Origin of the sequence: Rothia nasimurium (assembly GCF_928382285.1) — a bacterium.
In the GTDB taxonomy this organism is placed as follows: Bacteria; Actinomycetota; Actinomycetes; order Actinomycetales; family Micrococcaceae; genus Rothia; species Rothia nasimurium_E.
Genome location: NZ_CAKMSS010000007.1, coordinates 105,282 through 125,429, shown reverse-complemented (window position 1 = coordinate 125,429; position 20,148 = coordinate 105,282). Strand labels below are relative to the sequence as shown.

The 20,148-nt window shown below is 61.2% G+C and carries 21 protein-coding genes and 1 tRNA gene; 13 read left to right on the top strand and 9 right to left on the bottom strand.

What is annotated here, in order from left to right:
- The first annotated feature begins 363 nt into the window (after nucleotides 1–363).
- From L6758_RS08835 to L6758_RS08815, 5 genes are all read left to right on the top strand, one after another.
- Nucleotides 364–849 (top strand): hypothetical protein, encoded by a 486-nt coding sequence (locus tag L6758_RS08835; RefSeq protein WP_237205649.1) that lies wholly within the window; start codon nucleotides 364–366, stop codon nucleotides 847–849.
- 29 nt (nucleotides 850–878) lie between these two features.
- Nucleotides 879–1,619 (top strand): HAD family hydrolase, encoded by a 741-nt coding sequence (locus L6758_RS08830; protein ID WP_237205648.1) that lies wholly within the window; start codon nucleotides 879–881, stop codon nucleotides 1,617–1,619.
- A gap of 27 nt (nucleotides 1,620–1,646) precedes the next feature.
- A complete protein-coding gene (locus L6758_RS08825) occupies nucleotides 1,647–2,246 on the top strand; it encodes a hypothetical protein (RefSeq protein WP_237205647.1) in 600 nt (199 codons plus the stop codon).
- 85 nt (nucleotides 2,247–2,331) lie between these two features.
- On the top strand, nucleotides 2,332–2,568 hold the full coding sequence (relB, locus tag L6758_RS08820; RefSeq protein WP_237188943.1) for a type II toxin-antitoxin system RelB family antitoxin: 237 nt from the start codon (nucleotides 2,332–2,334) through the stop codon (nucleotides 2,566–2,568).
- Nucleotide 2,569: 1 nt separating this feature from the next.
- Nucleotides 2,570–2,842, top strand: coding sequence for a type II toxin-antitoxin system RelE family toxin (locus L6758_RS08815; protein ID WP_237196470.1), 273 nt, complete (start codon nucleotides 2,570–2,572; stop codon nucleotides 2,840–2,842).
- Nucleotides 2,843–3,077: 235 nt separating this feature from the next.
- Here the strand turns inward: L6758_RS08815 and L6758_RS08810 are convergent, their stop codons facing one another.
- The 3 genes from L6758_RS08810 to L6758_RS08800 form a co-directional block, all read right to left on the bottom strand.
- Nucleotides 3,078–3,677, bottom strand: coding sequence for a methionine ABC transporter permease (locus L6758_RS08810; protein WP_185174719.1), 600 nt, complete (start codon nucleotides 3,675–3,677; stop codon nucleotides 3,078–3,080).
- A gap of 59 nt (nucleotides 3,678–3,736) precedes the next feature.
- On the bottom strand, nucleotides 3,737–4,789 hold the full coding sequence (locus L6758_RS08805; protein WP_237196532.1) for a methionine ABC transporter ATP-binding protein: 1,053 nt from the start codon (nucleotides 4,787–4,789) through the stop codon (nucleotides 3,737–3,739).
- A 188-nt stretch (nucleotides 4,790–4,977) separates the two neighbouring features.
- On the bottom strand, nucleotides 4,978–5,832 hold the full coding sequence (locus tag L6758_RS08800) for a MetQ/NlpA family ABC transporter substrate-binding protein (RefSeq protein ID WP_237196468.1): 855 nt from the start codon (nucleotides 5,830–5,832) through the stop codon (nucleotides 4,978–4,980).
- Between the two features lie 307 nt (nucleotides 5,833–6,139).
- On the opposite strand from L6758_RS08800, the gene L6758_RS08795 reads away from it, so the two are divergent.
- Nucleotides 6,140–7,270 (top strand): N-acetylglucosamine-6-phosphate deacetylase, encoded by a 1,131-nt coding sequence (locus tag L6758_RS08795; RefSeq protein ID WP_237196466.1) that lies wholly within the window; start codon nucleotides 6,140–6,142, stop codon nucleotides 7,268–7,270.
- Nucleotides 7,271–7,273: 3 nt separating this feature from the next.
- Here L6758_RS08795 and L6758_RS08790 read toward each other — a convergent pair whose 3' ends face one another.
- Complete coding sequence (locus L6758_RS08790; RefSeq protein WP_237196464.1) at nucleotides 7,274–8,995, bottom strand: long-chain-fatty-acid--CoA ligase; 1,722 nt, start codon at nucleotides 8,993–8,995, stop codon at nucleotides 7,274–7,276.
- A gap of 47 nt (nucleotides 8,996–9,042) precedes the next feature.
- Between L6758_RS08790 and L6758_RS08785 the strand changes: the two genes are divergently transcribed.
- The 6 genes from L6758_RS08785 to L6758_RS08760 all read left to right on the top strand — a co-directional run bounded on the left by L6758_RS08785 (nucleotide 9,043) and on the right by L6758_RS08760 (nucleotide 13,991).
- Complete coding sequence (locus L6758_RS08785; RefSeq protein ID WP_237185158.1) at nucleotides 9,043–9,192, top strand: hypothetical protein; 150 nt, start codon at nucleotides 9,043–9,045, stop codon at nucleotides 9,190–9,192.
- A gap of 1 nt (nucleotide 9,193) precedes the next feature.
- Complete coding sequence (locus L6758_RS08780; RefSeq protein WP_237196462.1) at nucleotides 9,194–9,835, top strand: sugar O-acetyltransferase; 642 nt, start codon at nucleotides 9,194–9,196, stop codon at nucleotides 9,833–9,835.
- 27 nt (nucleotides 9,836–9,862) lie between these two features.
- Nucleotides 9,863–10,726 (top strand): hypothetical protein, encoded by an 864-nt coding sequence (locus L6758_RS08775; RefSeq protein WP_237196460.1) that lies wholly within the window; start codon nucleotides 9,863–9,865, stop codon nucleotides 10,724–10,726.
- A gap of 174 nt (nucleotides 10,727–10,900) precedes the next feature.
- Nucleotides 10,901–11,614 carry a response regulator transcription factor gene (locus tag L6758_RS08770; protein ID WP_237196459.1) on the top strand — a complete coding sequence of 238 codons (714 nt, stop codon included), beginning with the start codon at nucleotides 10,901–10,903 and terminating at the stop codon, nucleotides 11,612–11,614.
- Nucleotides 11,615–11,761: 147 nt separating this feature from the next.
- Nucleotides 11,762–12,985 (top strand): ATP-binding protein, encoded by a 1,224-nt coding sequence (locus tag L6758_RS08765; RefSeq protein ID WP_237196456.1) that lies wholly within the window; start codon nucleotides 11,762–11,764, stop codon nucleotides 12,983–12,985.
- Nucleotides 12,975–13,991 (top strand): hypothetical protein, encoded by a 1,017-nt coding sequence (locus tag L6758_RS08760; protein WP_237196455.1) that lies wholly within the window; start codon nucleotides 12,975–12,977, stop codon nucleotides 13,989–13,991. Before L6758_RS08765 ends, L6758_RS08760 begins: the two co-directional genes overlap by 11 nt.
- A gap of 512 nt (nucleotides 13,992–14,503) precedes the next feature.
- Here the strand turns inward: L6758_RS08760 and L6758_RS08755 are convergent.
- The 4 genes from L6758_RS08755 to L6758_RS08740 all read right to left on the bottom strand — a co-directional run bounded on the left by L6758_RS08755 (nucleotide 14,504) and on the right by L6758_RS08740 (nucleotide 19,532).
- On the bottom strand, nucleotides 14,504–16,042 hold the full coding sequence (locus tag L6758_RS08755; protein WP_237196453.1) for a dihydrolipoamide acetyltransferase family protein: 1,539 nt from the start codon (nucleotides 16,040–16,042) through the stop codon (nucleotides 14,504–14,506).
- Between the two features lie 17 nt (nucleotides 16,043–16,059).
- Entirely contained in the window at nucleotides 16,060–17,061 is a 1,002-nt protein-coding gene (locus L6758_RS08750; RefSeq protein ID WP_237205646.1) for an alpha-ketoacid dehydrogenase subunit beta, read from the bottom strand.
- Nucleotides 17,062–17,064: 3 nt separating this feature from the next.
- Nucleotides 17,065–18,240, bottom strand: coding sequence for a thiamine pyrophosphate-dependent enzyme (locus L6758_RS08745; protein WP_237205645.1), 1,176 nt, complete (start codon nucleotides 18,238–18,240; stop codon nucleotides 17,065–17,067).
- A 155-nt stretch (nucleotides 18,241–18,395) separates the two neighbouring features.
- Complete coding sequence (locus tag L6758_RS08740; protein ID WP_237205644.1) at nucleotides 18,396–19,532, bottom strand: histidinol-phosphate transaminase; 1,137 nt, start codon at nucleotides 19,530–19,532, stop codon at nucleotides 18,396–18,398.
- A 145-nt stretch (nucleotides 19,533–19,677) separates the two neighbouring features.
- Between L6758_RS08740 and L6758_RS08735 the strand changes: the two genes are divergently transcribed.
- A tRNA-Thr gene (locus L6758_RS08735) sits at nucleotides 19,678–19,752 on the top strand.
- 122 nt (nucleotides 19,753–19,874) lie between these two features.
- Here the strand turns inward: L6758_RS08735 and L6758_RS08730 are convergent.
- Nucleotides 19,875–20,111 (bottom strand): hypothetical protein, encoded by a 237-nt coding sequence (locus L6758_RS08730; RefSeq protein ID WP_237205643.1) that lies wholly within the window; start codon nucleotides 20,109–20,111, stop codon nucleotides 19,875–19,877.
- Between the last annotated feature and the right edge of the window lie 37 nt (nucleotides 20,112–20,148).

The window sequence follows — 20,148 nt, the reverse complement described above, 5'->3', positions numbered from 1 at the left end:
GCGTCTTGGGTTGCTTGGTGGAATGCTGGTCGGTTGCATCAGAGTCTTGGTTATCGGACTCCGCAGGAGGTGGTTGATGGTGCTTTAGTGGTCTTATAATTGTCGGAACTAAAGCCAGTACATATCACAGGTTGCATGGCGGGGTGCTGATATCTACGGCTATGAGCCTGCTAATGAACGCAAGAACATGTCTTCTGCTGAGGACTTAGAAAAACTCAAGGAATATGCCCGGGCTCACGGTATTGAGTGGGAGAGTATTCAGGATGGAGACCCACAATGAAGATTTATGCGAGTACTACGGTGAAGCGTAGTGTATATAGTTTTTTGTTCGTAATTATTTTTGTAGTGACAGGCTGTAGTTCCATGACCACCTCTCAAGACGACCCCCAACCCACAGCTAACGAGGTCTTCCACAACCTCTACACCACCGTCACCCTCGCCACCTCAGCCAACGGCAACGAAACAAAATTCCGCTGGAAAAACAATACCGAACCCTTCCCCCACCAAGAAGCATCCTGGGCCGATGTCACCGTCTTCCCCTGCGACAACGGCCAAGGAAAACTAGAACTAATGGCTGGGACCACCTACGACCTAAACCTCCACAACGAAAACTACCAGCAACAAATAGAAAACGTCCGCACCACCTGGGAAGCACACGGGCTCACCGTCCGCAACGTCGGCGCCAGCAAAGGCATGATGCAAATCGCCACCGACCTCGACGACGGATCCACCGTAGTCTACACCGCAGGTATCGGCGGTGAATCCATAGAAGCAGGCACTATCTGCCTAGCAGAGTTCAAGGGCGATCCCTCAACAGCCCAAACCTACCCCGCAGCAAAAGCAGGCTAGCGGAGTGCCTCGTATGAGAGCATAGAACTATGTTTGAACTCCACTCAGCCCCCACCGATTTTGCCCCCGCCTGCGCCGTCTTCGACTGCGACGGCGTCCTGCTCGACTCCGAAACCCTCTGGGGCAAAATCCAGGCCGAAATGTTCAAACACTACCGGGTAGAGCTCACCCCCGAACTCGAAGCCTCCCTCGTCGGCATCTCAGCCGGCGATCTTGCCGACCGTCTCTCAGCCCTCACCCCGCTGGCCTCCGAATTCGACGGCTCCCCCGAAGCCTTCCGCGACAGCGTCTACACCACCATCACCACCACCGAGTTCGACATCATCGACCGAGGCGTCACCGCAATCGACGGCGCCCTCGACGTCGTCAAACTCCTCTCAGCCAAAATCCCCGTGGCGGTAGCGTCCAACTCCGGCGGCAAACTGCTGACCAAAAAACTCACCCACTTCGGCTACGCCCCCTACCTGGATACCTGGGTCTCCTTCCACGACGTCAAAGAAGGCAAACCCGCCCCCGACATCTACCTCGAAGCAACCCGCCGCCTGGGCTTTGCCCCCGAGCAGGCCCTCACCGTGGAAGACTCCGTCACCGGCATGAGGGCCGCTACCGCAGCTGGCACCAACTGCCTGATTTACCAGCCAGAGCCGGACGCCGCCACCCCCGCTCCCCTGCTGACGGCAGGGATCGGGCGGTTTAGCTCCTTTACCGACCCAGCCTTCCTCGCCCAGCTCGACGCCTGGGTAGGGCACCTGCCCGACCGCGACCGCTAACCCTCACCACCTTCTCAAGGACGAGCAGTGACAGACCCCGAGCAGAACCCGCGCCCCTCCCGCTACGGCCGCCGCATCGAAGACCTCAGCGACGACGAACGCGCCTACTACCGCGAATTCCTCCCGCCCCAGGCCCTGACCGGGGAGCAGGGGGCTGAAGAGCAGATGCCGGGGCAGGCGTCCGCACCGCTCGGGTCAGGCGCCACCGCCCACCCAGCGCGGACGAGCCCCGGCAGCCAGCGGGGCAAACGGCCCCGCAGCCGCTGGTACTGGCTACCGCACTCTCTTACTATCCTGGCGGTGATTCTGGCGGTGGCATCTTTCTTGGTAGTGCCCGCTATCTATAGCGACGCAACCCCGGAACTGCGCCGTAACTACGTGATTATGTGGGCTGAGCTGGCCTTCTTCTTCCTACTCTTTGCTGCCCTGCTCTACGGAATCTTTGCCCTCTCCCGGTTCACTGACCACGACGATGAGGACGACGAGCGGCTCATGCGCCCCACCGATTTTGCGGAGCGCCTCTACGAGCAGGAGCTTGAACGCGGCACCGACCGGAAGGGCGGGGACGGGCCGGGTCTGGGCGGGCTCTATGACTCGTCCTGGATTAGCGGCAAGAAAAACGACTAGACAGCAAAAGGGCCGGCGCCCGGCGGGGAACCGGCCCTTAGCTAAATCTATTTCTTTCATGTATTCACTGTCATACAATGAATACATGACTGTTGCCGATAGCGTCCTCACCATCCGCATTCCCTCTTCCTTGAAGGAACGTCTCAGCAAACTTGCTACTGAGTCTGACCGTTCTGTGGCGTATTGTGCCCGGAGCATCATTGAAGAGCATATCGCTGAAGCTGAACATGCAGCGCAGCTGCACGCCAAGGTCCAGGCTATCCAGAAAGGGGAAAGAGCAACCTACAGCACCGCAGAAATCCGGGCTGAACTAGGTCTCTAAGATGGCCGCGGAACAGTGGAATCTTCGCTATGACCCAGACTTCCTCAAGGACCTCAAAAAGCTAGATAAGCCGGTAGCTCGACGAATACTGGCTACTTTAGAGAGACTTTCTGAGTCGCCGGAACCTGTTGCCCAGTGCAAGGCCCTTACCGGTAATTACTCTGGGCTTTGGCGCTATCGCATTGGGAATTACCGGGTCATCCTCCACTTCAATCAGGGCGAGTTCATCATACTGGCTCTTGAGGTTGGCCATCGTTCTAAGATTTATTTATAAAGATTTAGGGCCGGCTCCCGAAGGGAAACCGGTCCTTAGCTACCCCGGTTTTAGTGCAGATACCCCCGTTTTTACCTGGGGTATCTGCACCAAAACTGGGGTACTTAGTAGAAGGGGCTGGCAGGCATGCGCGGCGTCTGCTGGCTCGGGGCTGGCGTGAATCATGACGAGCCCCCAGGCGAGGAATGAGAGGGTCGCAGACGCAAGCATGCCTGCCAGCCCACCCTGTACTGCCTTATCGGCGCATGACCTTGCGGGCCAGCATGTTGCCCACCAGCTGGATGAGCTGCACCAGAATAATAATGACGGCGACAACCGACCAGGTAATGACCTCGTTGAAGCGCTGGTAGCCGTCCACCAGGGCGACCTTACCCAGGCCGCCACCGCCGATGTAGCCGGCCATAGCCGACATATCGACCACGCCGATGACCAGGAAGGTGTAGCCCAGGATCAGCGGGCCGAGGGCTTCGGGGATCATGACGGTGAAGAGAATACGCATCTTGGAGGCGCCCATGGCGCGGGCGGCCTCAATAACACCGGGATCAATCGATACCATGTTCTGCTCGACGATGCGGGCGATGGCGAAGGTTGCGCCAAAGACCATGGCGAAGATGGCAGCGTTGACGCCCAGGCGGGTGCCGACCACCATCTGGGTCAGAGGGCCCAGAGCTGCGAGCAGGATAATGAAGGGGATGGGGCGTACCACGTTAACCACGACGTTCAGCAGGATGTTGACGAAGCGGTTAGCCAGGATATTGCCCTGGCGGGTGGTGTAGAGCAGCAGGCCGAAGATCATGCCCAGGGCACCGGCGACCAGCATGGTCAGTGAGACCATGTAGAGGGTGTCGCCGAGGGCGGGGATGAGTTTGTCGGTGACGAAGGTTGAGTCCACGGTTAGCGTACCTCCTGCACGCGGGTGACGGTCTTGAGCTCAGCGACCACGGCGTCGAGGCTGGTGACGTCGCCCAGCAGTTCGAGGGTGAGGTTGCCGTAGCTCTTACCTTGCAGGGTTTCGAGGCCGCCCTGCACGATGTTGAAGGAGACGTTGCGGGAGCCCAGGTAAGAGAGGACCTTGCCGATGCCGTTGTTGCCTTCGGTGATTTCGATGTTGATGAGGTAGCCCTTGTGGCGGGCTTTGAGGTCGGCAGCTTCGTCGCCTACTGGCAGGGACTTGACGGTGGTGCCGACGAAGCGGCGGGCGACCTCTGTTTGGGGGTTGGAGAAGACGTCGTAGACGTTGCCTGATTCGACCACACGGCCATTTTCCATGACGGCGACGCGGTCGGCGATGGTGGAGACGACGTCCATTTCGTGGGTAATGACGATGACGGTGATGCCCAGCTCGGCGTTGACCTTTTTGAGCAGGTCGAGCACTTCAGCGGTGGTTTCGGGATCCAGGGCGCTGGTGGACTCGTCAGCCAGCAGCAGGGAGGGCGAGGTGGCAAGGGCACGGGCGATGCCGACGCGCTGCTTCTGACCACCGGAGAGCTGGTCGGGGTAGTTTTTGGCTTTGTCGGCCAGACCTACGAAGTCCAGCAGCTCTGCTACGCGTTCGGCGCGCTTGGCCTTGTCCCAGCCTGCGATGATGAGGGGGAATTCGACGTTACCGGCAACGGTGCGGGAGTTCATGAGGTTGAACTGCTGGAAGATCATGCCGATGTTGGTGCGCACCTCGCGCAGCTGGGATTCGCGTTTACCTGCGATTTCAAAGCCGTCGACGGTGAGTGAGCCTTCGGTGATGGCTTCTAGGCCGTTGATCAGGCGAACCAGGGTTGATTTACCGGCACCGGAGTAGCCGATGATGGCGAAGATTTCACCCTTGTTGATGGTGAGGTCTACACCGTTGACGGCGGTGACGGTTTTTTTGCCGACCTTGAACTCTTTGGTCACGTTGTTCAGCACGACCATGGGCTGGGGCCCGGTTGGCTGTAGTCGCTGTTCGGTCATGTCTTCTTCTTCGGTTGGGGTCTTGCTGTGGCTGTGGGCGGACGCACCTGCTGGGGGTATGCGCACAGCGGCAGCCTTTGCGGGGCTAGAGCTGGCACCGGACGGGGCCGAAGTGTCTAGCCTACCGCAGTTGGCTGCCGCTGTTGGGGGTGCGTGAGCTAGCTCAAGGGTGAGCTTTGCCTAGTGTTTTAGCCGTTGCGCTTCTGCTCTTCGAGGGTGGCCAGGGTGGAGCGCAGTTCGGAAACCTCGGTGGTGACTTCTACTGCGGTGCCCTGGGTGTCTTCCTGTACCACAGCCTGTACTTCTTCGGTGTGGTAGAGCTCTACGATCTTCTTGTAGGTCTCGTTGTCGGCGTTATCGGCGGTAGAGACGAAGAGGTTGACGTAGGGGCGAGCTGATTCGTTAGCGGGGTCGTCCTGGGCCAGGGCGTCCTTGGGGTTCAGGCCGGCGTCCTTGAGGAAGTCGTTGTTGATGACGGAGCCGTCAACGGACTCGAGAGCGAGAACGGTCTGGGCTGCATCAACGGGGGTGACGGTGACCTTGGAAGCTGCGGTGTCGAGGTCGTCAACGGTGGGGCTGGTGGTTTCTGAGGTGAAGGAGACCAGGCCGTTAGCTTCGAGCAGCAGCAGGGCGCGTGCTTCGTTGACGGTGTCGTTGGGGATTGCGATTTCAGCGCCCTGGGGCAGTGCTGAGATGGAGTCGTGCTTGTTGGAGAACAGCGCCATGGGGTAGATGACGGTGGGGCCTACGATCTGCAGGTCGTCGTTTGCTTCTACGTTGTAGTTGGAGAGGTAGGCGATGTGCTGGAACCAGTTGAGGTCGATTTCGCCGGAGCTCAGGGCGGGGTTGGGCTGGGTGTAGTCGGAGAATTCAACGATTTCGATGTTGATTCCCTCTGCCTTTGCGACCTCAACGAGCTTGTCGTTGGAGGGGTCGGTGCCTACTACGCCGATTTTGACGACGTCGTCGCTGGATGATGAGCCGCAGGCTGCAAGACCGAATGCGAGGGGTACGAGAGCCAGAGTGGCAACAAATTTCTTCACGGCTATGAATCTTTCTGTTGAGAAATAGTGGTGTGTGCGGCCACGGTTCAGCGGCACCGTCTCTAGCGCTGTGTGCTGATGTGGTTTCGGGCATCCAGGCTAGACGCCTCTTCTATTAGAACACTGTGGCGCCACCGCTCCTCAATACGGCTTCTTTTTGGGTCATATGTCACGTGTGTGACCGCAACAAAAAGTTACGGAGTCATAAAACGTCATAAAAGGGAAGTTGATTTACCGTGGACGCTCCGTAGCTTTGCTTGGTCGCCATGTACGATCAGTAATACATGAGGTATTGATAGGGGCACTGATGCCACACACCATTCTTTTTCATTCGCTTCGCCATCTCACCCCGCAGAGCAGCCCCACGGTTTGGGTTCTGGTGGAGGGCGAGCGCCTGCTGGCCATGGGGGAAGGTGAGAGCTGGCGGGAGGAGCTGACGGCAGATCAGCTGGCCTCCACCCAGGTTCGCGAGGCCCACGACTGGCTCCTGGCCCCCGGCTTTACCGATATTCACTGTCACGGTGGGGGCGGCACTGCCTTTGAAGATGCCCCTGACGTTGCCCCTGCCCTGCGCGTGCACGGTCAGGCGGGGACGTCCGCCCTGGTAGCTTCCCTGGTGTCTAACCCGCTAGAGCAGATGCAGGCCAGCATGGCCCAGCTCCTGCCTCTGATGGATCAAAAGGTGCCGGGGCAGGCCCGTCTGGTGGGCTTTCATGCTGAGGGGCCCTTCATTTCCCCGGCGCATAAGGGGGCCCACGCCCCCGAGGCCCTGCGCACCCCAACACCCGATGCCCTGGAACAGCTCTGGGAGGCCTCAGAAGGTAGGCTCCTGCAGATTACCCTGGCTCCCGAAACCGACCCCGGTCTTGTCACCCTGCAGCGCTGTGTGGAGCTGGGCATCCGCGTTGCTGTAGGGCACACGGACGCCACCTATGAACAGGCCAAGGCCGCTTTCGATGAGGGAGCCTCTCTGCTGACCCACACCTATAACGCCATGCGCCCTCTACACCATCGCCAGCCCGGCCCAGTTGCCGCCGCAGCTGATAGCCCGCACGTGACCCTGGAGCTTATTTGCGATGGGGTTCATGTGCACGGGCCTATGGTGCGGGCGGCCTTCTCGCTTGCCCCCGGTCGGGTAGCCCTGGTGACGGACGCGATGGCTGCCGCCGGGTGCGCGGACGGCCCCTACCGGCTGGGTTCTTTAGCGGTAGAGGTGCAGGATTCCATTGCCCGAATCAAGGGCACCGAGACAATTGCCGGTAGTACGCTCACCCTGGCGCGGGCAGTGGAGCAGGCTGTCGCTTTTGGGATTCCCCTAGCAGAGGCAGTACGAGCGGCCACTAGCGTCCCCGCTGCTGCCCTTGGCCTAGCGCAGGACACACACAGCTACGCCCTGCTGGGCGCCGACGGCTCCCTGCAGGGCGTGCTGCGAGACTAGCTCTTATTTGCTGTACTTAGCCTCGAGGCTTTCGCGCACCTTGCGGCGCAGGGTCTTGCCCAGCATGGAGCGGGGCAGTTCGTCGACCTCGTAGTAGTTCTTGGGTACCTTGTAGCGGGTCAGGCGCTCGTAGCAGTGCTGTTTGAGCTCTTCGGGGTCGAGGGCGTGGCCCTCGGCGGGGATGATTACGGCGGTGACTTTTTCGCCGCCAGAGCCGTCCGGTAGGCCAACTACGGCGCAGTCCGCTACCGAGTCGTGCTGTTTGAGTACGTTTTCAACCTCGGTGGGTGAGACGTTGAAGCCGCCGGTGATGATGACTTCCTTGATGCGGTCAACGATTTCGATGAAGTAGTCGTGGTCCAGGCGCACGATGTCGCCGGTGCGTAGCCAGCCGCCGGGTAGCAGGGTTTTGCTGGTGTCTTCGCCGCGTTTCCAGTAGCCGCGCATGACCTGGGGGCCGCGTACAAGCAGTTCGCCCTCGGCACCGTCGGGAACGTCTTTGAGGGTTTCGGGGTCGACCACGCGGATGTCGGTGGAGGGGAAGGGCACGCCGATTGAGCCTGCTCGGCGGGTGGAGTTCAGGGGGTTGCAGGAGACCAGGGGTGAGCACTCAGAGAGGCCGTAGCCTTCAACCAGCATGCCGCCGGTGGCTTCTTCCCATTCAGCGACCAGGTCGGTGGGCAGGTGCATGGCACCGGATACGGCGTAGCGGATGCCTTTCAGGGAGACACCGCGCTTTTTAGCTTCTTCGAGCATACGGCGGTAGACCGGGGGCACAGCGGGGAGAATCGTGGGGGTGGTTCGTTTCATGGCCCGGAAGATGAGGTCCATATCTACGGTGGGGAAGAGCACTAGGCGGGCCTTGCAGACCGCCGCGATGGTCTGGCCCAGGGTCATGCCGTAGGCGTGGAAGAGGGGCAGGACGGCGTAGATTACCTCATCGTTGCCGGGCTGGATCCACTCTTCACCCATGCGTCCGTTGGATTCGAGGTTGCGGTGGGTGAGCATGACGCCCTTGGGCAGGCCGGTGGTGCCCGAGGTGTACTGGAGCAGGGCCAGGTCGTGGGCTGTGGGGCGGTGGTGGTCGGCGGCAAGGGGACTGTTCTTCATGAACTGGCGCCAGGGGGTGGTGCCGCGGGCGGTGCCTTCGAGCTTTTCGCGGGAGGCCTTGAGGCTGCCGATGGGCAGCTTGAGGGCGGTACGCATGGTGAAGGGCATCTCTTCGATCAGGTTGACCGCGTAGATATTCTTGGGGCGGATATCGGCGGGCAGGGAGGTGATGTTGTCTGCGATCTTGTCCCAGACGATGGCGGCCTTGGCGCCGTGGTCTTCGAACATGTGGCGCAGCTCGGCGGAGGTGTAGAGGGGGTTGTGTTCAACCACCACAGCGCCCAGGCGCAGAATCGCGTAGAAGGCCACGATGTGCTGGGGGCAGTTGGGAAGGACGAGGGCCACGCGGTCACCGTGCTGAATACCGGCCTTGCGTAGGCCTTCGGCAACGCGCAGAATCTGGTCACCCAGTTCACCGTAGGTGGTGGTGGCGCCGAAGAATTCCAGGGCAATTTTCTGGGGAACGGTGCGCACGGCTTCAGCCATGAGGTGGCTCAGCGAGGTTTCCGGCAGAGCAACGTCTCTGTTGCTTTCTGGCCGGTAGTTCTTGACCCAGGGGCGGTGGGCCAGGGGGAAGTCGTTGTCGTTGTGGGGTGAGTTTTCGGCTGACTGCATACACACGATTGTGCCACAGCGGGGCTAGAGCTGACATACTTAGGGGTATGGCTCGACGTAGAAATGACGATATTAGCCCCGAGGAATTCCGGGAGCTCATGCGTGAGATTAATAAGCGCATGATTATTGCCGGCCTCATTGTGATTGGGGTTGGCCTGGCAATCATTGGTCTGATGACCCTGGCGTATGGAGGCTAGCATGACGAACTGGGATGAGCTGCGCGCCGGTAAGAGCGTCTTTGAACAGATGACGGCGGGCTTTGCCTACCGCCCCGACCAGGAGTGTGCCGATACCCACTACCGGGTGGTGGAGTTGGTTGAGGAATACACCCGACTGTACCGGGCCCGCGATAAGCGCAAGCGAGAGGTGCTAGCCCAGATTGTGGGGTCCCTCGGTGAGGGCTCCACGATTCGGCCCTCGGTTGCCTTTGATTACGGGGTCAATACCCATATTGGGGCGGGTTGCTTCTTCAACTTTGGTTGCGTCTTCCTTGACGTTGCCCCCATTACCTTTGGCGATGCCGTCCTGGTGGGCCCCAACGTGCAGTTTTTGACGCCCACCCACCCCCTTAACCCGGTAGATCGCGAGGCCCTGTGGGAGGGTGGTCTGCCTATTACGGTGGAGCGTAACGTCTGGATTGGCGGCGGGGCGATTCTCTGCCCAGGCGTCACCGTGGGTGAGAACGCTGTGATTGGCGCCGGTGCGGTGGTGACCAAGGACGTCCCCGCTAACGCCGTGGTGGTCGGTAACCCCGCCCGGGTGATCAAGTATGTGAGCGCAGATGAGCGCCCCACCGACCCGGCCCACCAGTACAGCCCCCAGGCTCTGGGGCTGGCGTAAGTATTTTTGTAGAAAGGGGCGTTGCCGGTGACCGATCAGCCTAAGAACCGCCGTGATTTTGATGAGTGGGATGCTGTCTTTGAGGACTCCGACCCCACCCGGGTGCTCGACCCGCGCGCCTTCGGGCATGACGCGGGTGGCAGCCAGGCGTCCACCCCAGCAGACCCCGAGGTCTCGGCTACCCGCTACCAGCGCGTTCCACCCACAGAGCAGAACCACCAGCAGACCGTTCCGGTTCAGGCGCAGCCCCAGCCCTCGCAGCAGGTTTATTCTGCTGAACCGGCACCTCCTGCCCAGCCCCTGCAGCCGGTGCCGGCGTCCGCTCCCCCGGCACCAAACCTGGGTGCAACGGCGCCCGCCGCTGCCCTCAAACGCGTGCAGTTTATCCCGGCTTTCTGCGGTGCCCTGGTCGCCTACGCCCTCACCACCGGGGGTTTGGCCCTAGCCCGAACCATGATGGGGGTTCTGGGGGTCTCCGTCTACAGCGGCCTGACCGAGACGGTTCTAGCCGTCACCGCACCCGCCAGCCGCACCCAGGCCCTGCCCTGGCTCATCACGGTTGCCGTCCTTATCTCGGTGGCCTTTGGTTTTGCAGGCTACACCGCCTCGCGCATGACGGCCCTAGCCCCCAGCAAACAGGCCGTGGGCGTCCTTGCCATAAGCACCCTGGGCGTACTTCTTGCCACCCTGCTCACCTGGGCAACCGCCCAGCTCACACACCCCCTAGCACCCGCCTACGCCCTCCAGCCCCTCTTGGCCCCCGATTTACCTATCGGGGCCCTGACCGTCCTGGCCACCGGCGTCCTAGCTCTTCTTGCCGCCCTCGCAGGAGCCGGGCTGGGCCTGCGCTACCACCGTGCCCTGACTACCGCGGACGCCCGCAGCCGCTAAAACAGTAAGAGCGCGTCACCGCGCCCACAGTTCAGCCCACGAACCACACTTTGCCTGTAAAATATTTTCGTAAGAAAAACACCCCGGTCTGCTCACCGCACCACACACAGCAACCGACGAGCAGCCACCGCCCACAGGTGAAGGTTGCACCAGCACACGAGGTAAGTAGGGATCATGAGCGTAGTACGCGTAGGCATTGTCGATGACCACGAAGTCGTCCGTGAGGGCATGCGAGCCGTCGCAGCAGGCGCCAGCGAGATCGAACTGGTTGCCGCTGCCCCCACCGCAGCCGACCTACTGGTCGCCCTGGGCCGTAGCCTTTCCGACCCTTCCTCAGCAGACCTGGGCAAGCTCAAGCGCGACTGCGATGTCGTACTCCTTGACCTTTCTCTGCAAGATAAGTCCCGCCCCTCAGAAAACGTCGATATCCTGCAGCGCGCAGGTATCAAGGTGCTCATCTTCAGCATCGGCGAGAACCCCGGCCTCATTCGTGAAGCCCTCAAGGCAGGTGCCCTTGGTCTGGTTCGCAAGTCAGAGCCCCTGGAACACGCACTGGCAGAAGCTAAGAACATCGCCGAAGGTAGGGCCGTTGTCACTAAGGAACTAGCGGCAGCAATCGACGGTGACCACGAGTTCTCCCGCGCCAACCTCTCCCCCCGCGAGCAGGAAACCCTGCGCCTCTACGCCTCAGGTTTCGCACAGGTACAGGTAGCCCGCCGCATGGGCATCAAGCAGTCCGCGGTTAAGACCAACATCGACCGCATCCGCGAAAAGTATGCCCGTGTCGGCCGCCCCGCCCCCACCAAGATCGACCTGCGTATTCGCGCCATCGAAGACGGTCTGGTGGATTCCATGGAAGATACTTCCACCGCAGACCGCAACCTCTAAGAAGCGAAGACCTAAGGACGAGCCCTGTCTACCACCATCGGCGGCGCCTCCCGGGACCTAGCCCACGCGCTACAACCGTCGCGGGCAGACCGCATCCGTTCTTTCTCCTTCAAGTCGCTCTCCCTCACCACAGGGCAGCAGCGACTCATGGGGCCGAGCTCCTTCGGCCTCTACTGTACCCTGGAAATCATCTACTCCCTCATCGCTGTAGGTCTGCTATTCCAGTCGCTTGCCAACATCTCTGAGATTCGCGGGGGTGACTCCTACTGGTATCTGGCGATCATTCCCTTACTAGTAGCCCACGCTGCCCTGCTGATGTTCAACGGCATTCGCAAGGAAGTCTCTGCCAAGGTGGTCAGCTTTATGCTGGTCATCGCCTACGGTTCCTACGTCCTGTGGCCCTTCACCGAGGGAGCTGAGAATTCAGCTATCCCCTGGTCCTGGCTCTTTGGCATCTATGCCATGCTGGTTCCGGTCTTCGAAGAAAGCCCGCGAGAGAGCATCATTCACAGCATCGTTTTCCCGGTGCTACTGGTCATCAGCTCGGTGTCTGCCCACGTGATCAAAGGCTCCCCCCTCGATGCCACCGAGCTTCTCATTCGTGTTGCCTATCTAGGCTTCTGTTGCGCTCTGTTAGCCGGTCTGGCCCGCTTTGCCCTGAACGCCGTCCGCGAATCAGATAAAACCTACTACGAGACCCTCTCTGCCCAGCTTCTGCTCAACCGCTCCCGCGACTACGCCAAGGAGCTGCAAGACTTCGACAAGCTGGTGCACGATAACGTCATGGCAGCCCTGCTCGACGCCAGCCGCAACCCCGGCGAGCTACCCCAGCGCACCCGCCTACTGGCTCGCCGCGCCATCGGCGTACTCGAAGAAGAGGCGCTCAAGTCCCAGCCCCAGCGCCCTATCACCTTCCAGGCCCTAACCGAGCAGATTGCCGAGGGCGTGGAGCCCTGGAACCAGCGCCTGCGCTTTGTCTCCGACTCCATCGAAAAGCACCCCCTGGCCAGCCCAGACTCCACCCTGCCCTACACCGCGGCTAGGGCCTTCACCCACGCCGTCACCGAGGCTGTGTCTAACTCTGCCCGCCACTCGGGCACCCGCACCACCCAGATCTCGATTCGCACCGAGATGCGCCGCCCCTTCAACTCCACCCGCTCCGACGAGGTACGCCCCTATATTCTCTGCACCATCTCAGACAAGGGCCAGGGCTTCTCAATGAGCGACATCGACTTCCGCCGCCTGGGCGTGCGCGTGTCGATGATTCGCTCCATGGAGGACGCCGGCGGTATGGTCACCATTACCTCGGCACCTGAGAAGGGTACCCGCGTCGTCGTCCAGTGGCCCAACGAGGAACCCAATGCTGGCTAAGTACTACCGCTCCCGCATCCTCACCCTCATTCTGAGCACCGTCACCCTGCTGATCCTGGGGTCGTTCTTCTTCTGGTACGACCACTACACCGTCACCCGCGCCCCCCACTGGGCTATCCTGCTGAGTCTCTACGCGCTAGCAGCGCTGCCGGTCTTCCTGCCCACCAAGCGTCTGGCTCTGCCCGACGTCATGATGCCCGTCATCATGGTGCTGGCTCTGAACTCGGTCGATACCACACTGAGCGCCATCAGCCACTCGATTACCTTCTCTAACCTCTCCTGGCCCCTCATGGCCTACACCCTGCTTGCTGCGGGGCTGGTACTGCGCCGCCATACCTTCTTCGGCTGGCTTTTCTTCTTGGGGTTCATGGCCCTGGTGCTCAGCTGGCACACCAACTATTTCGATACCCGCCTGACCCTCTCTACCGAGTTTGCTATCCCCTTCCTGCTCATGCTGGTGAGCATGATTGTGCCCAAGCAGATTGAGCAGGCGGTCTCTAAGACCAGGCAGGCCCGCGGTATGCGCATTATCGCGGACGCCGGGCGCGCTGAAGAGACCGATATGGGCGCTATCGCTACCCAGCGCGTGCAGGAGGTCCGCGCCCTGACCGAGGATATGCTGCACCGCATCGCCTATAACGAGTCACCGGTGACCCGCGCCGAGATGGACGAATTCCGCTTCACCGAGGCGCAGCTGCGCGATACGATTCGCGGTCGCTACATCGTGAATAAGGAGATTCTGGACGCCGCCTGGCTGGCCCGCCAGCGCGGGGTCAAGGTCGATATTCTGGACGAGCGCGGCTCGGCCCTACCCTCCCGCGTATCGCTGGCGCTTACCCAGTGTGCGGTTGATCTTTTTGATAACGCGTCAGGCGGTACTATCACGGTGCGTGCCTTCCCCGCTGACGATCAGACCGCTGTCATGCTGGTGCACGATGGCAATTCAGAGGACGAAGAACCTAGTGCCATTGAGATTTCTCAGACCGGCGTGGTGGAACGTTTCTAGAGCTTATTTAGTCTGGGCACCCTATCTATGGTGGGGCAGTCTTGTGGGCATTTTGAGGGAAGCGGTTAGCCTCCTACCCACGGTGTAGGCGCTAGTGTCGCCCTATATGAGGACATACAGACCGAGCCACCCTCGACTAAGATTTACAGTAACTTGAGTGTTTCTTGCACTGAGTCGGGGGACTCAGTGTTCTGGCGACGTTGGGGGACTGACCCAGAGATTATCGACAGGAGCACCTCAAGGGCATAAGGTAACCTACGAGACCTGAACTTATGTGGGCTCAGTGCCCATAGATTCGGATTTCTTGGGGGAGATAATTCGGATTATGCTCCAGGTTTCGTACCTTGGCGTTGTGAGGCTCCCGCCCTAACCGGCGGGAGCCTCACTCTGTTCACACTCGTTCCGTTGGTTTTTAGCCATCAGGTTGAACTTTCGACGGAGCCAGCGAGGTTACCGTGTGCTGCAAGGCCCGGGCGCTCTTTGAGTGCCCGGGCCTTGTGCTTTTCTACCCTTTACATATCGAGGAGGAGCGCGGGTTCCTCAAGGATTGAGGCGACGTCTGCCAGGAACTTAGCCGACAGATCGCCGTCGAGGACGCGGTGGTCAAAGGACCCGCCTAAGGTGGTAACCCAGCGGGGGATCACTTCACCGTCTACGACCCAGGGCTTCTGCTTGATGGTGCCGAAGGCAATGATGGCAGCCTCACCGGGGTTGATGATCGGGGTGCCGGTATCAATGCCCAGAGAACCAATGTTGGTGATAGTCATGGTGCCCTGCTGCATCTCAGCGGGCTGGGTCTTCCCCTCGCGGGCCCTGGTCGTCAGGTCGTTAAGAGCCAGGGCTAGTTCGCGCAGGTTCATGGTCTGGGCGTCCTTGATATTAGGCACCATCAAACCCCGTGGAGTGGCAGCTGCTATCCCCAGGTTCATGAAGTGCTTAATCTGAATCTCAGAGTCGGTCCAGGTGGCGTTGACCTGAGGGGTTCGGGCGGTTGCCCAGATGACGGCCTTGGCCAGGATCAGTAGCGGGGTAACCTTAACACCCTCAAACTGGGGGGACTTTTTGAGGCGCTTGACGAACTCCATGGTGCGGGTGGCGTCTACATCGACGAAGATCGAGACGTGGGGGGCCTTGAAGGCTGATTCGACCATGGCTTTGGCGGTGGCTTTGCGGACGCCCTTGACCTTGATACGTTCGATGCGGTCGCCGCCAACGCCTGCCGGGATCCAGAAGCTCTTGGGGTCGGTGGTGTCGGTGACGTTGGCCTGTTCGCTGAGGCTCAGGTGGGCTGCGTAGTTGAGTAGGTCGCGTTTGGTGACCTGCCCCTGATCGCCGGTGGGGGTGACCTGGGCTAGGTCGATTCCCATGTCTTGGGCTGCTTTGCGCACGGGGGGCTTGGCGAGGGGCTGGCGGCGGGGTACCTCGCTGGTGCCGGTTTCTACGGGTAGCTCGTGGCTTCCCAGGCGGCGGAGCACTCCCTTGCCGCCTTCGCCCAGGAGCTTGCCTGCGCGGGCGGGCAGGCCGGTCAGTAGCTGACGGCGGCTGTCGGTGGTCAGTGGTGCTGCTGCAGGTACCGGAGCGGACGCGTTTGCCCCAGCGCTTGCCGCAGGCTGGGGGACGGCGGCGGGCTGGGTAGCAACCGGGTGGGTAGCGGCTGTCTTCTTACGGGCCCGGCGCTTGACGGGGTCGGCCTTGGGGCCTGAGCCTACTAGGGCATTGCCACCGCCCTGCTCCCCTGCCGGTGCGGCAGACTGCTGGGGGGCGGCGTCCGGACGCTCTGCCGCAGGCCTACTCCCCCCGCCAGCTTCGGCGCCTTCCCCGGCGATAGCGATGATGGGGGTGCCGACCTCTACCGTCTCGCCCTCGGCAACCAGGAGCTCCTGCACGGTGCCCTCGTAGGGGGAGGGCAGCTCAACAACCGATTTGGCGGTCTCGATTTCAACGAGTACGTCGTTGACCTCGACGGTGTCGCCGGGGGCTACCTTCCAGCTGAGGATTTCTGCCTCGGTGAGGCCTTCGCCCACATCGGGCAGGTTAAAGATCTGTGACATGGTGTGCCTTTCGGGCTTTAGTAGGCCAGGGAACGGTCGACGGCTTCGAGCAGACGGTCGATGCCGGGCACGTACTCTTCTTCGACGCGGGAAACCGGGTAGGGCATGTGGTAACCGCCCACGCGAATCACGGGGGCCTCTAAGTGGTAGAAGCAACGCTCGGTGATGGCGGCTGCGATATCTGAGCCGATACCGCCAAAGGTGGGGGCCTCGTGGGCCACGACCAGGCGTCCGGTTTTTTGCACCGAAGCCTCGATGGTGGGGATATCAAGCGGTGAGAGGGAACGCAGGTCGATGACCTCGATGGAGCGGCCGTCCTCAACCGCGGCCTGGGCGGCAGCCAGGGCCACCGGAACCAGCGGGCCGTAGGTGGCGATGGTTAGGTCGTCGCCCTCACGTACTACCTGGGCGGTAAAGGGGTCGAAGTCGGTATCTGCGAAGTTGACCTCGCCCTTCATCCAGTAGCGGCGCTTGGGCTCGAAGTAGATGACCGGGTCGGGGTGGGCGATGGCTTTGCGGAGCATCCAGTAGGCGTCGTGGGGGGACGAGGGGGTCACCACGCGCAGGCCCGGGGTATGGGTGAAGAGGGCTTCGGGGGACTCCGAGTGGTGCTCTACCGAGCCAATCATGCCGCCGTAGGGAATACGGACGGTAACGGGCACCTCGTACTGGCCGTGGGTGCGGCCGTGCATTTTAGAGAGCTGCGAGGTGATTTGGTTGAAACCGGGGAAGACAAAACCGTCGAACTGGATTTCGGGTACGGGCCGGTAGCCGCGCAGGGCCATGCCGATGGAGGTTCCGATAATGCCGGATTCGCCCAGGGGCGTGTCCATGACGCGGGTGGGGCCAAAAGTTTTTTGCAGGCCGTCGGTTACGCGGTAAACACCGCCGAGTTTGCCGATGTCTTCGCCCAGGGCCAGAACCTTACGGTTGGCGGTCATTTCATCGTGTAGGGCGCGGGTAATAGCCTTAGCCAGGGTGAGGGTTTCGGTGCCCTGCTGAGGGGTCTGGTCTGACATGGTTTAGTCCTCCTCGAAGCCGTCGTTGTAGGCGCGGTAGAAGGTGCGGTCGTCCTCAACCTGCTGGTGGGGGGCCGCGTAGGCGCGGTCCAGGTAGGTTTCGAAGGTGTCGGGTTCACTGGAAAGAACGTAGGAGCGGACGCCCTTCACCTGCTCTTTGGTGTAGGCGGTGACCTCGTCAAAGAAGGCGTCATCGGCATGGCCTGTTGAGCGCAGGTAGGCTTCGAGACGCACCATGGGGTCGAGCGGCTCGTAGGTGGCGCCGTGGTCTTCGGGGCGGTACTTGGTGGGGTCGTCGGCCGTGGTGTGAGGGCCGAGCCGGTAGGTTTCTGCCTCAATCAGCACGGGCCCCTCCCCCGCCCTGATTTTGTCCATGGCGTAGCGGGTGGCGGCGTAGACGGCTAGCACGTCGTTGCCGTCCACGCGCAGGCCCTCGAAGCCGTAACCGGCGGCGCGGGTTGAGATGGGCACGCGGGACTGCACGCTAAAGGGCACAGAGATAGCCCAGTGGTTGTTTTGCACAAAGAAAAGGACGGGCGCGTTGTAGCTGGCCGCAAAGACCATAGATTCGTGTACGTCGCCTTCGGTCGTTGACCCGTCGCCAAAGTAGACCGCTACGGCGGGCTTCTCGGCGTCCTGTTCGGGGTCGGTTCCCTGCCCCTGGCCGGTCTGGGCCTGGCCGGTTTCTGCCTGGATCTCGGCGTCGAGGTTCAGCCCCATGGCGTAGCCAGTGGCGTGGAGCACCTGGGCGGCCAGCACCAGGGTGTAGGAGTGCACGTTGTGTTTTTTAGCGTCCCAGCCCAGGGTGCCTGAGCCCCGGAAGAGGGGGGTGATTTCTTCGGGGGTGATACCGCGTTCAAGGAGCACCCCGTGGTCGCGGTAAGAGGGGAAGATGTAGTCGTTGGCGGCAAGGGCCCGGGCGGACGCCACCTGGGCAGCTTCCTGCCCGCGGGAGGGAACCCAGAGGGCCAGCTGCCCCTGGCGCTGCAGGGAGGTCATTTCGTCGCAGAAGCGGCGGGTCAGGGCCATGGTGCGGTACATGTCTTTGAGGTCTTCGCCGGTGAGTTCGTCGGCGTAGGCTGAGAAGCTGGTGTGGGAGGTGGTCTCACCCGCTTCGTTCATGAGCTGGATACGCTCTGGTATTCCCCAGGGGTTACCTGGGGTTTGTGTCTGTGACATGGGGTCTCCGGTCTTGCTCTGTTACTACCTTTTCTTAACCCTACGCCTGCCGGTGGGCAGAGAGGGTCCATTTTTAGAATTTTGAGGGATTAATTGCAAATAAGTTGAGGTAGGCGGGCGGTCAGATAACCCCGCCCGCCTACCGTCCGCCTGCCCTAGAGGGGCTTGGTGGTGCGTTCTTCGAACTCTGCTGCGATGGCGAGCAGGCGGGCGTTGGCCTCGTCCTCGCCAATACTCACGCGCACACCCTCACCTGCGAAAGCGCGCACGGACAGGGCGTTGGCTTCGGCCAGGGCAGCGAAGGCTGCCGAGTGCTCCCCCAGGGGTAGCCAGACGAAATTGGCACGGGTTTCGGGAACCCAGTAGCCCAGTTCCTGAAGCCCGGCGACGACCTTTTCGCGCTCAGCAACCAGGTGTTCTACTCGCTCCATGACCTCATCGTTGTGGTCAAGGGAGGCCACGGCGGCCTTTTCAGCCAGGGCGCTGACCGCAAAGGGGGTGGCACCCACACGCAGGTGGGCGGTGACCTCGGGGTGAGTGATGGAGTAGCCCACGCGCAAACCAGCCAGGCCCTGGGCCTTGGAGAAGGTACGCAAAATAGCGACATTCGGATAGTCAGGGTAGACGTCCAGGCCGTTGACGGGAGGTTCTTGCCCTTCAGGAATCTCGGAGGCCGCGCAGAACTCGAAGTAGGCCTCGTCAATCACCACGAGCACGTCGCTGGGCACCTTGGCCAGGAAGTTGCGCACCTGTGACTCGGTGACGGCCGGGCCGGTGGGGTTGTTGGGGGTGCAGATAAGGATGACGCGGGTCTGGTCGGTCACGGCAGCTGCCATAGCGTCCAAATCGTGGGCGCCATTGGGCAGGTTGGGCACCTGCACGCTCTTAGCACCGGCCAGGCCAACGCAGATGGGGTAGGCCTCAAAAGAGCGCCAGGCGTAGATAACTTCGTCCTGCACGCCGTCGGCGTGGGTACCTGCAAAGGTGGTCAGAATTTGGGTCAGGGCACCTAAGCTTCCTGCGCCGGTAACGATATCCTCGGGGTCAACCTCCAGGTGCTCCCCTAGCGCGGTACGCAGGGCGGTAGAGAGCGGGTCGGGGTAGCGGTGGACGGTATCGAACTCAGCCAGAATCTGAGCAACCGAGGCCACCGGCCCGAAGGGGTTCTCATTCGATGAGAGCTTGTACTGGGTAAGCCCCTCAACCGGTGCCGGGGGTTTACCTGCGGCGTACTTGGGGAGCTGATTGAAAACCGGGCGGGGGTGCAGCCCGGAGCGCTGTGAACTTGTCATGCCATCCATTCTAGTGTTGCAGGCCACAAAATCTAGGGTTGGGGGTGCCATGCTTTTGGTCAGCAGTGCCCGTAACCGGTGGTTGCAGCCCTCTCTTTCTGGTAAAGTTTTCTTTCGTTCACCCCTGACAAAGGGGTAGGAACAGGCCTCCATAGCTCAGGGGTAGAGCATTTCCCTCGTAAAGAAAAGGTCGTCGGTTCAAATCCGACTGGGGGCTCCATCAATAAAATCTCGCGCCCCGCACCGGTTCAGGTGCGAGCCGCGAGATTTTTTGTTGTCTATAGACCGTCCGTGCGGACGCGTCCACCCGCTTCCGGCGTCACCCGAGCCTGTGCGGGTGGGCTAGCCTTCGTCCAGGTGGTTTTCGGCCCCGTACCCGATGAGATAGGCCCAAATCCAGGCGGTAATAACCGCCAAGAAAGGTACCACCAGCAGGTGGGTGTCATTAGCAAAGAGCCAGCGGTAGAAGCCCCAGAGGGCCAGCGAGGGTACAAGGAGCAGGGCAAAGAGCAGCAGGAACCCGCGGGAGAAGCCGCCGCTGGGCGTCCTGCGCGTTTGAAAACCAAGATATTTCTTCACGCTGCCTATCCTACCGCTGCCACCTGGGGGAGGTCTT

Coding starts and splice junctions, on each gene's coding strand:
- L6758_RS08805 (WP_237196532.1), bottom strand. CDS start 4,789: ATGACCGAACAGCGACTACAGCCAACCGGGCCCCAGCCCATGGTCGTG.
- L6758_RS08745 (WP_237205645.1), bottom strand. CDS start 18,240: ATGTCACAGACACAAACCCCAGGTAACCCCTGGGGAATACCAGAGCGT.
- L6758_RS08770 (WP_237196459.1), top strand. CDS start 10,901: ATGAGCGTAGTACGCGTAGGCATTGTCGATGACCACGAAGTCGTCCGT.
- L6758_RS08740 (WP_237205644.1), bottom strand. CDS start 19,532: ATGACAAGTTCACAGCGCTCCGGGCTGCACCCCCGCCCGGTTTTCAAT.
- L6758_RS08810 (WP_185174719.1), bottom strand. CDS start 3,677: ATGGTCTCACTGACCATGCTGGTCGCCGGTGCCCTGGGCATGATCTTC.
- L6758_RS08835 (WP_237205649.1), top strand. CDS start 364: ATGACCACCTCTCAAGACGACCCCCAACCCACAGCTAACGAGGTCTTC.
- L6758_RS08795 (WP_237196466.1), top strand. CDS start 6,140: ATGCCACACACCATTCTTTTTCATTCGCTTCGCCATCTCACCCCGCAG.
- L6758_RS08790 (WP_237196464.1), bottom strand. CDS start 8,995: ATGCAGTCAGCCGAAAACTCACCCCACAACGACAACGACTTCCCCCTG.
- L6758_RS08830 (WP_237205648.1), top strand. CDS start 879: ATGTTTGAACTCCACTCAGCCCCCACCGATTTTGCCCCCGCCTGCGCC.
- L6758_RS08815 (WP_237196470.1), top strand. CDS start 2,570: ATGGCCGCGGAACAGTGGAATCTTCGCTATGACCCAGACTTCCTCAAG.
- L6758_RS08760 (WP_237196455.1), top strand. CDS start 12,975: ATGCTGGCTAAGTACTACCGCTCCCGCATCCTCACCCTCATTCTGAGC.
- relB (WP_237188943.1), top strand. CDS start 2,332: ATGACTGTTGCCGATAGCGTCCTCACCATCCGCATTCCCTCTTCCTTG.
- L6758_RS08750 (WP_237205646.1), bottom strand. CDS start 17,061: ATGTCAGACCAGACCCCTCAGCAGGGCACCGAAACCCTCACCCTGGCT.
- L6758_RS08785 (WP_237185158.1), top strand. CDS start 9,043: ATGGCTCGACGTAGAAATGACGATATTAGCCCCGAGGAATTCCGGGAG.
- L6758_RS08755 (WP_237196453.1), bottom strand. CDS start 16,042: ATGTCACAGATCTTTAACCTGCCCGATGTGGGCGAAGGCCTCACCGAG.
- L6758_RS08780 (WP_237196462.1), top strand. CDS start 9,194: ATGACGAACTGGGATGAGCTGCGCGCCGGTAAGAGCGTCTTTGAACAG.
- L6758_RS08765 (WP_237196456.1), top strand. CDS start 11,762: ATGGGGCCGAGCTCCTTCGGCCTCTACTGTACCCTGGAAATCATCTAC.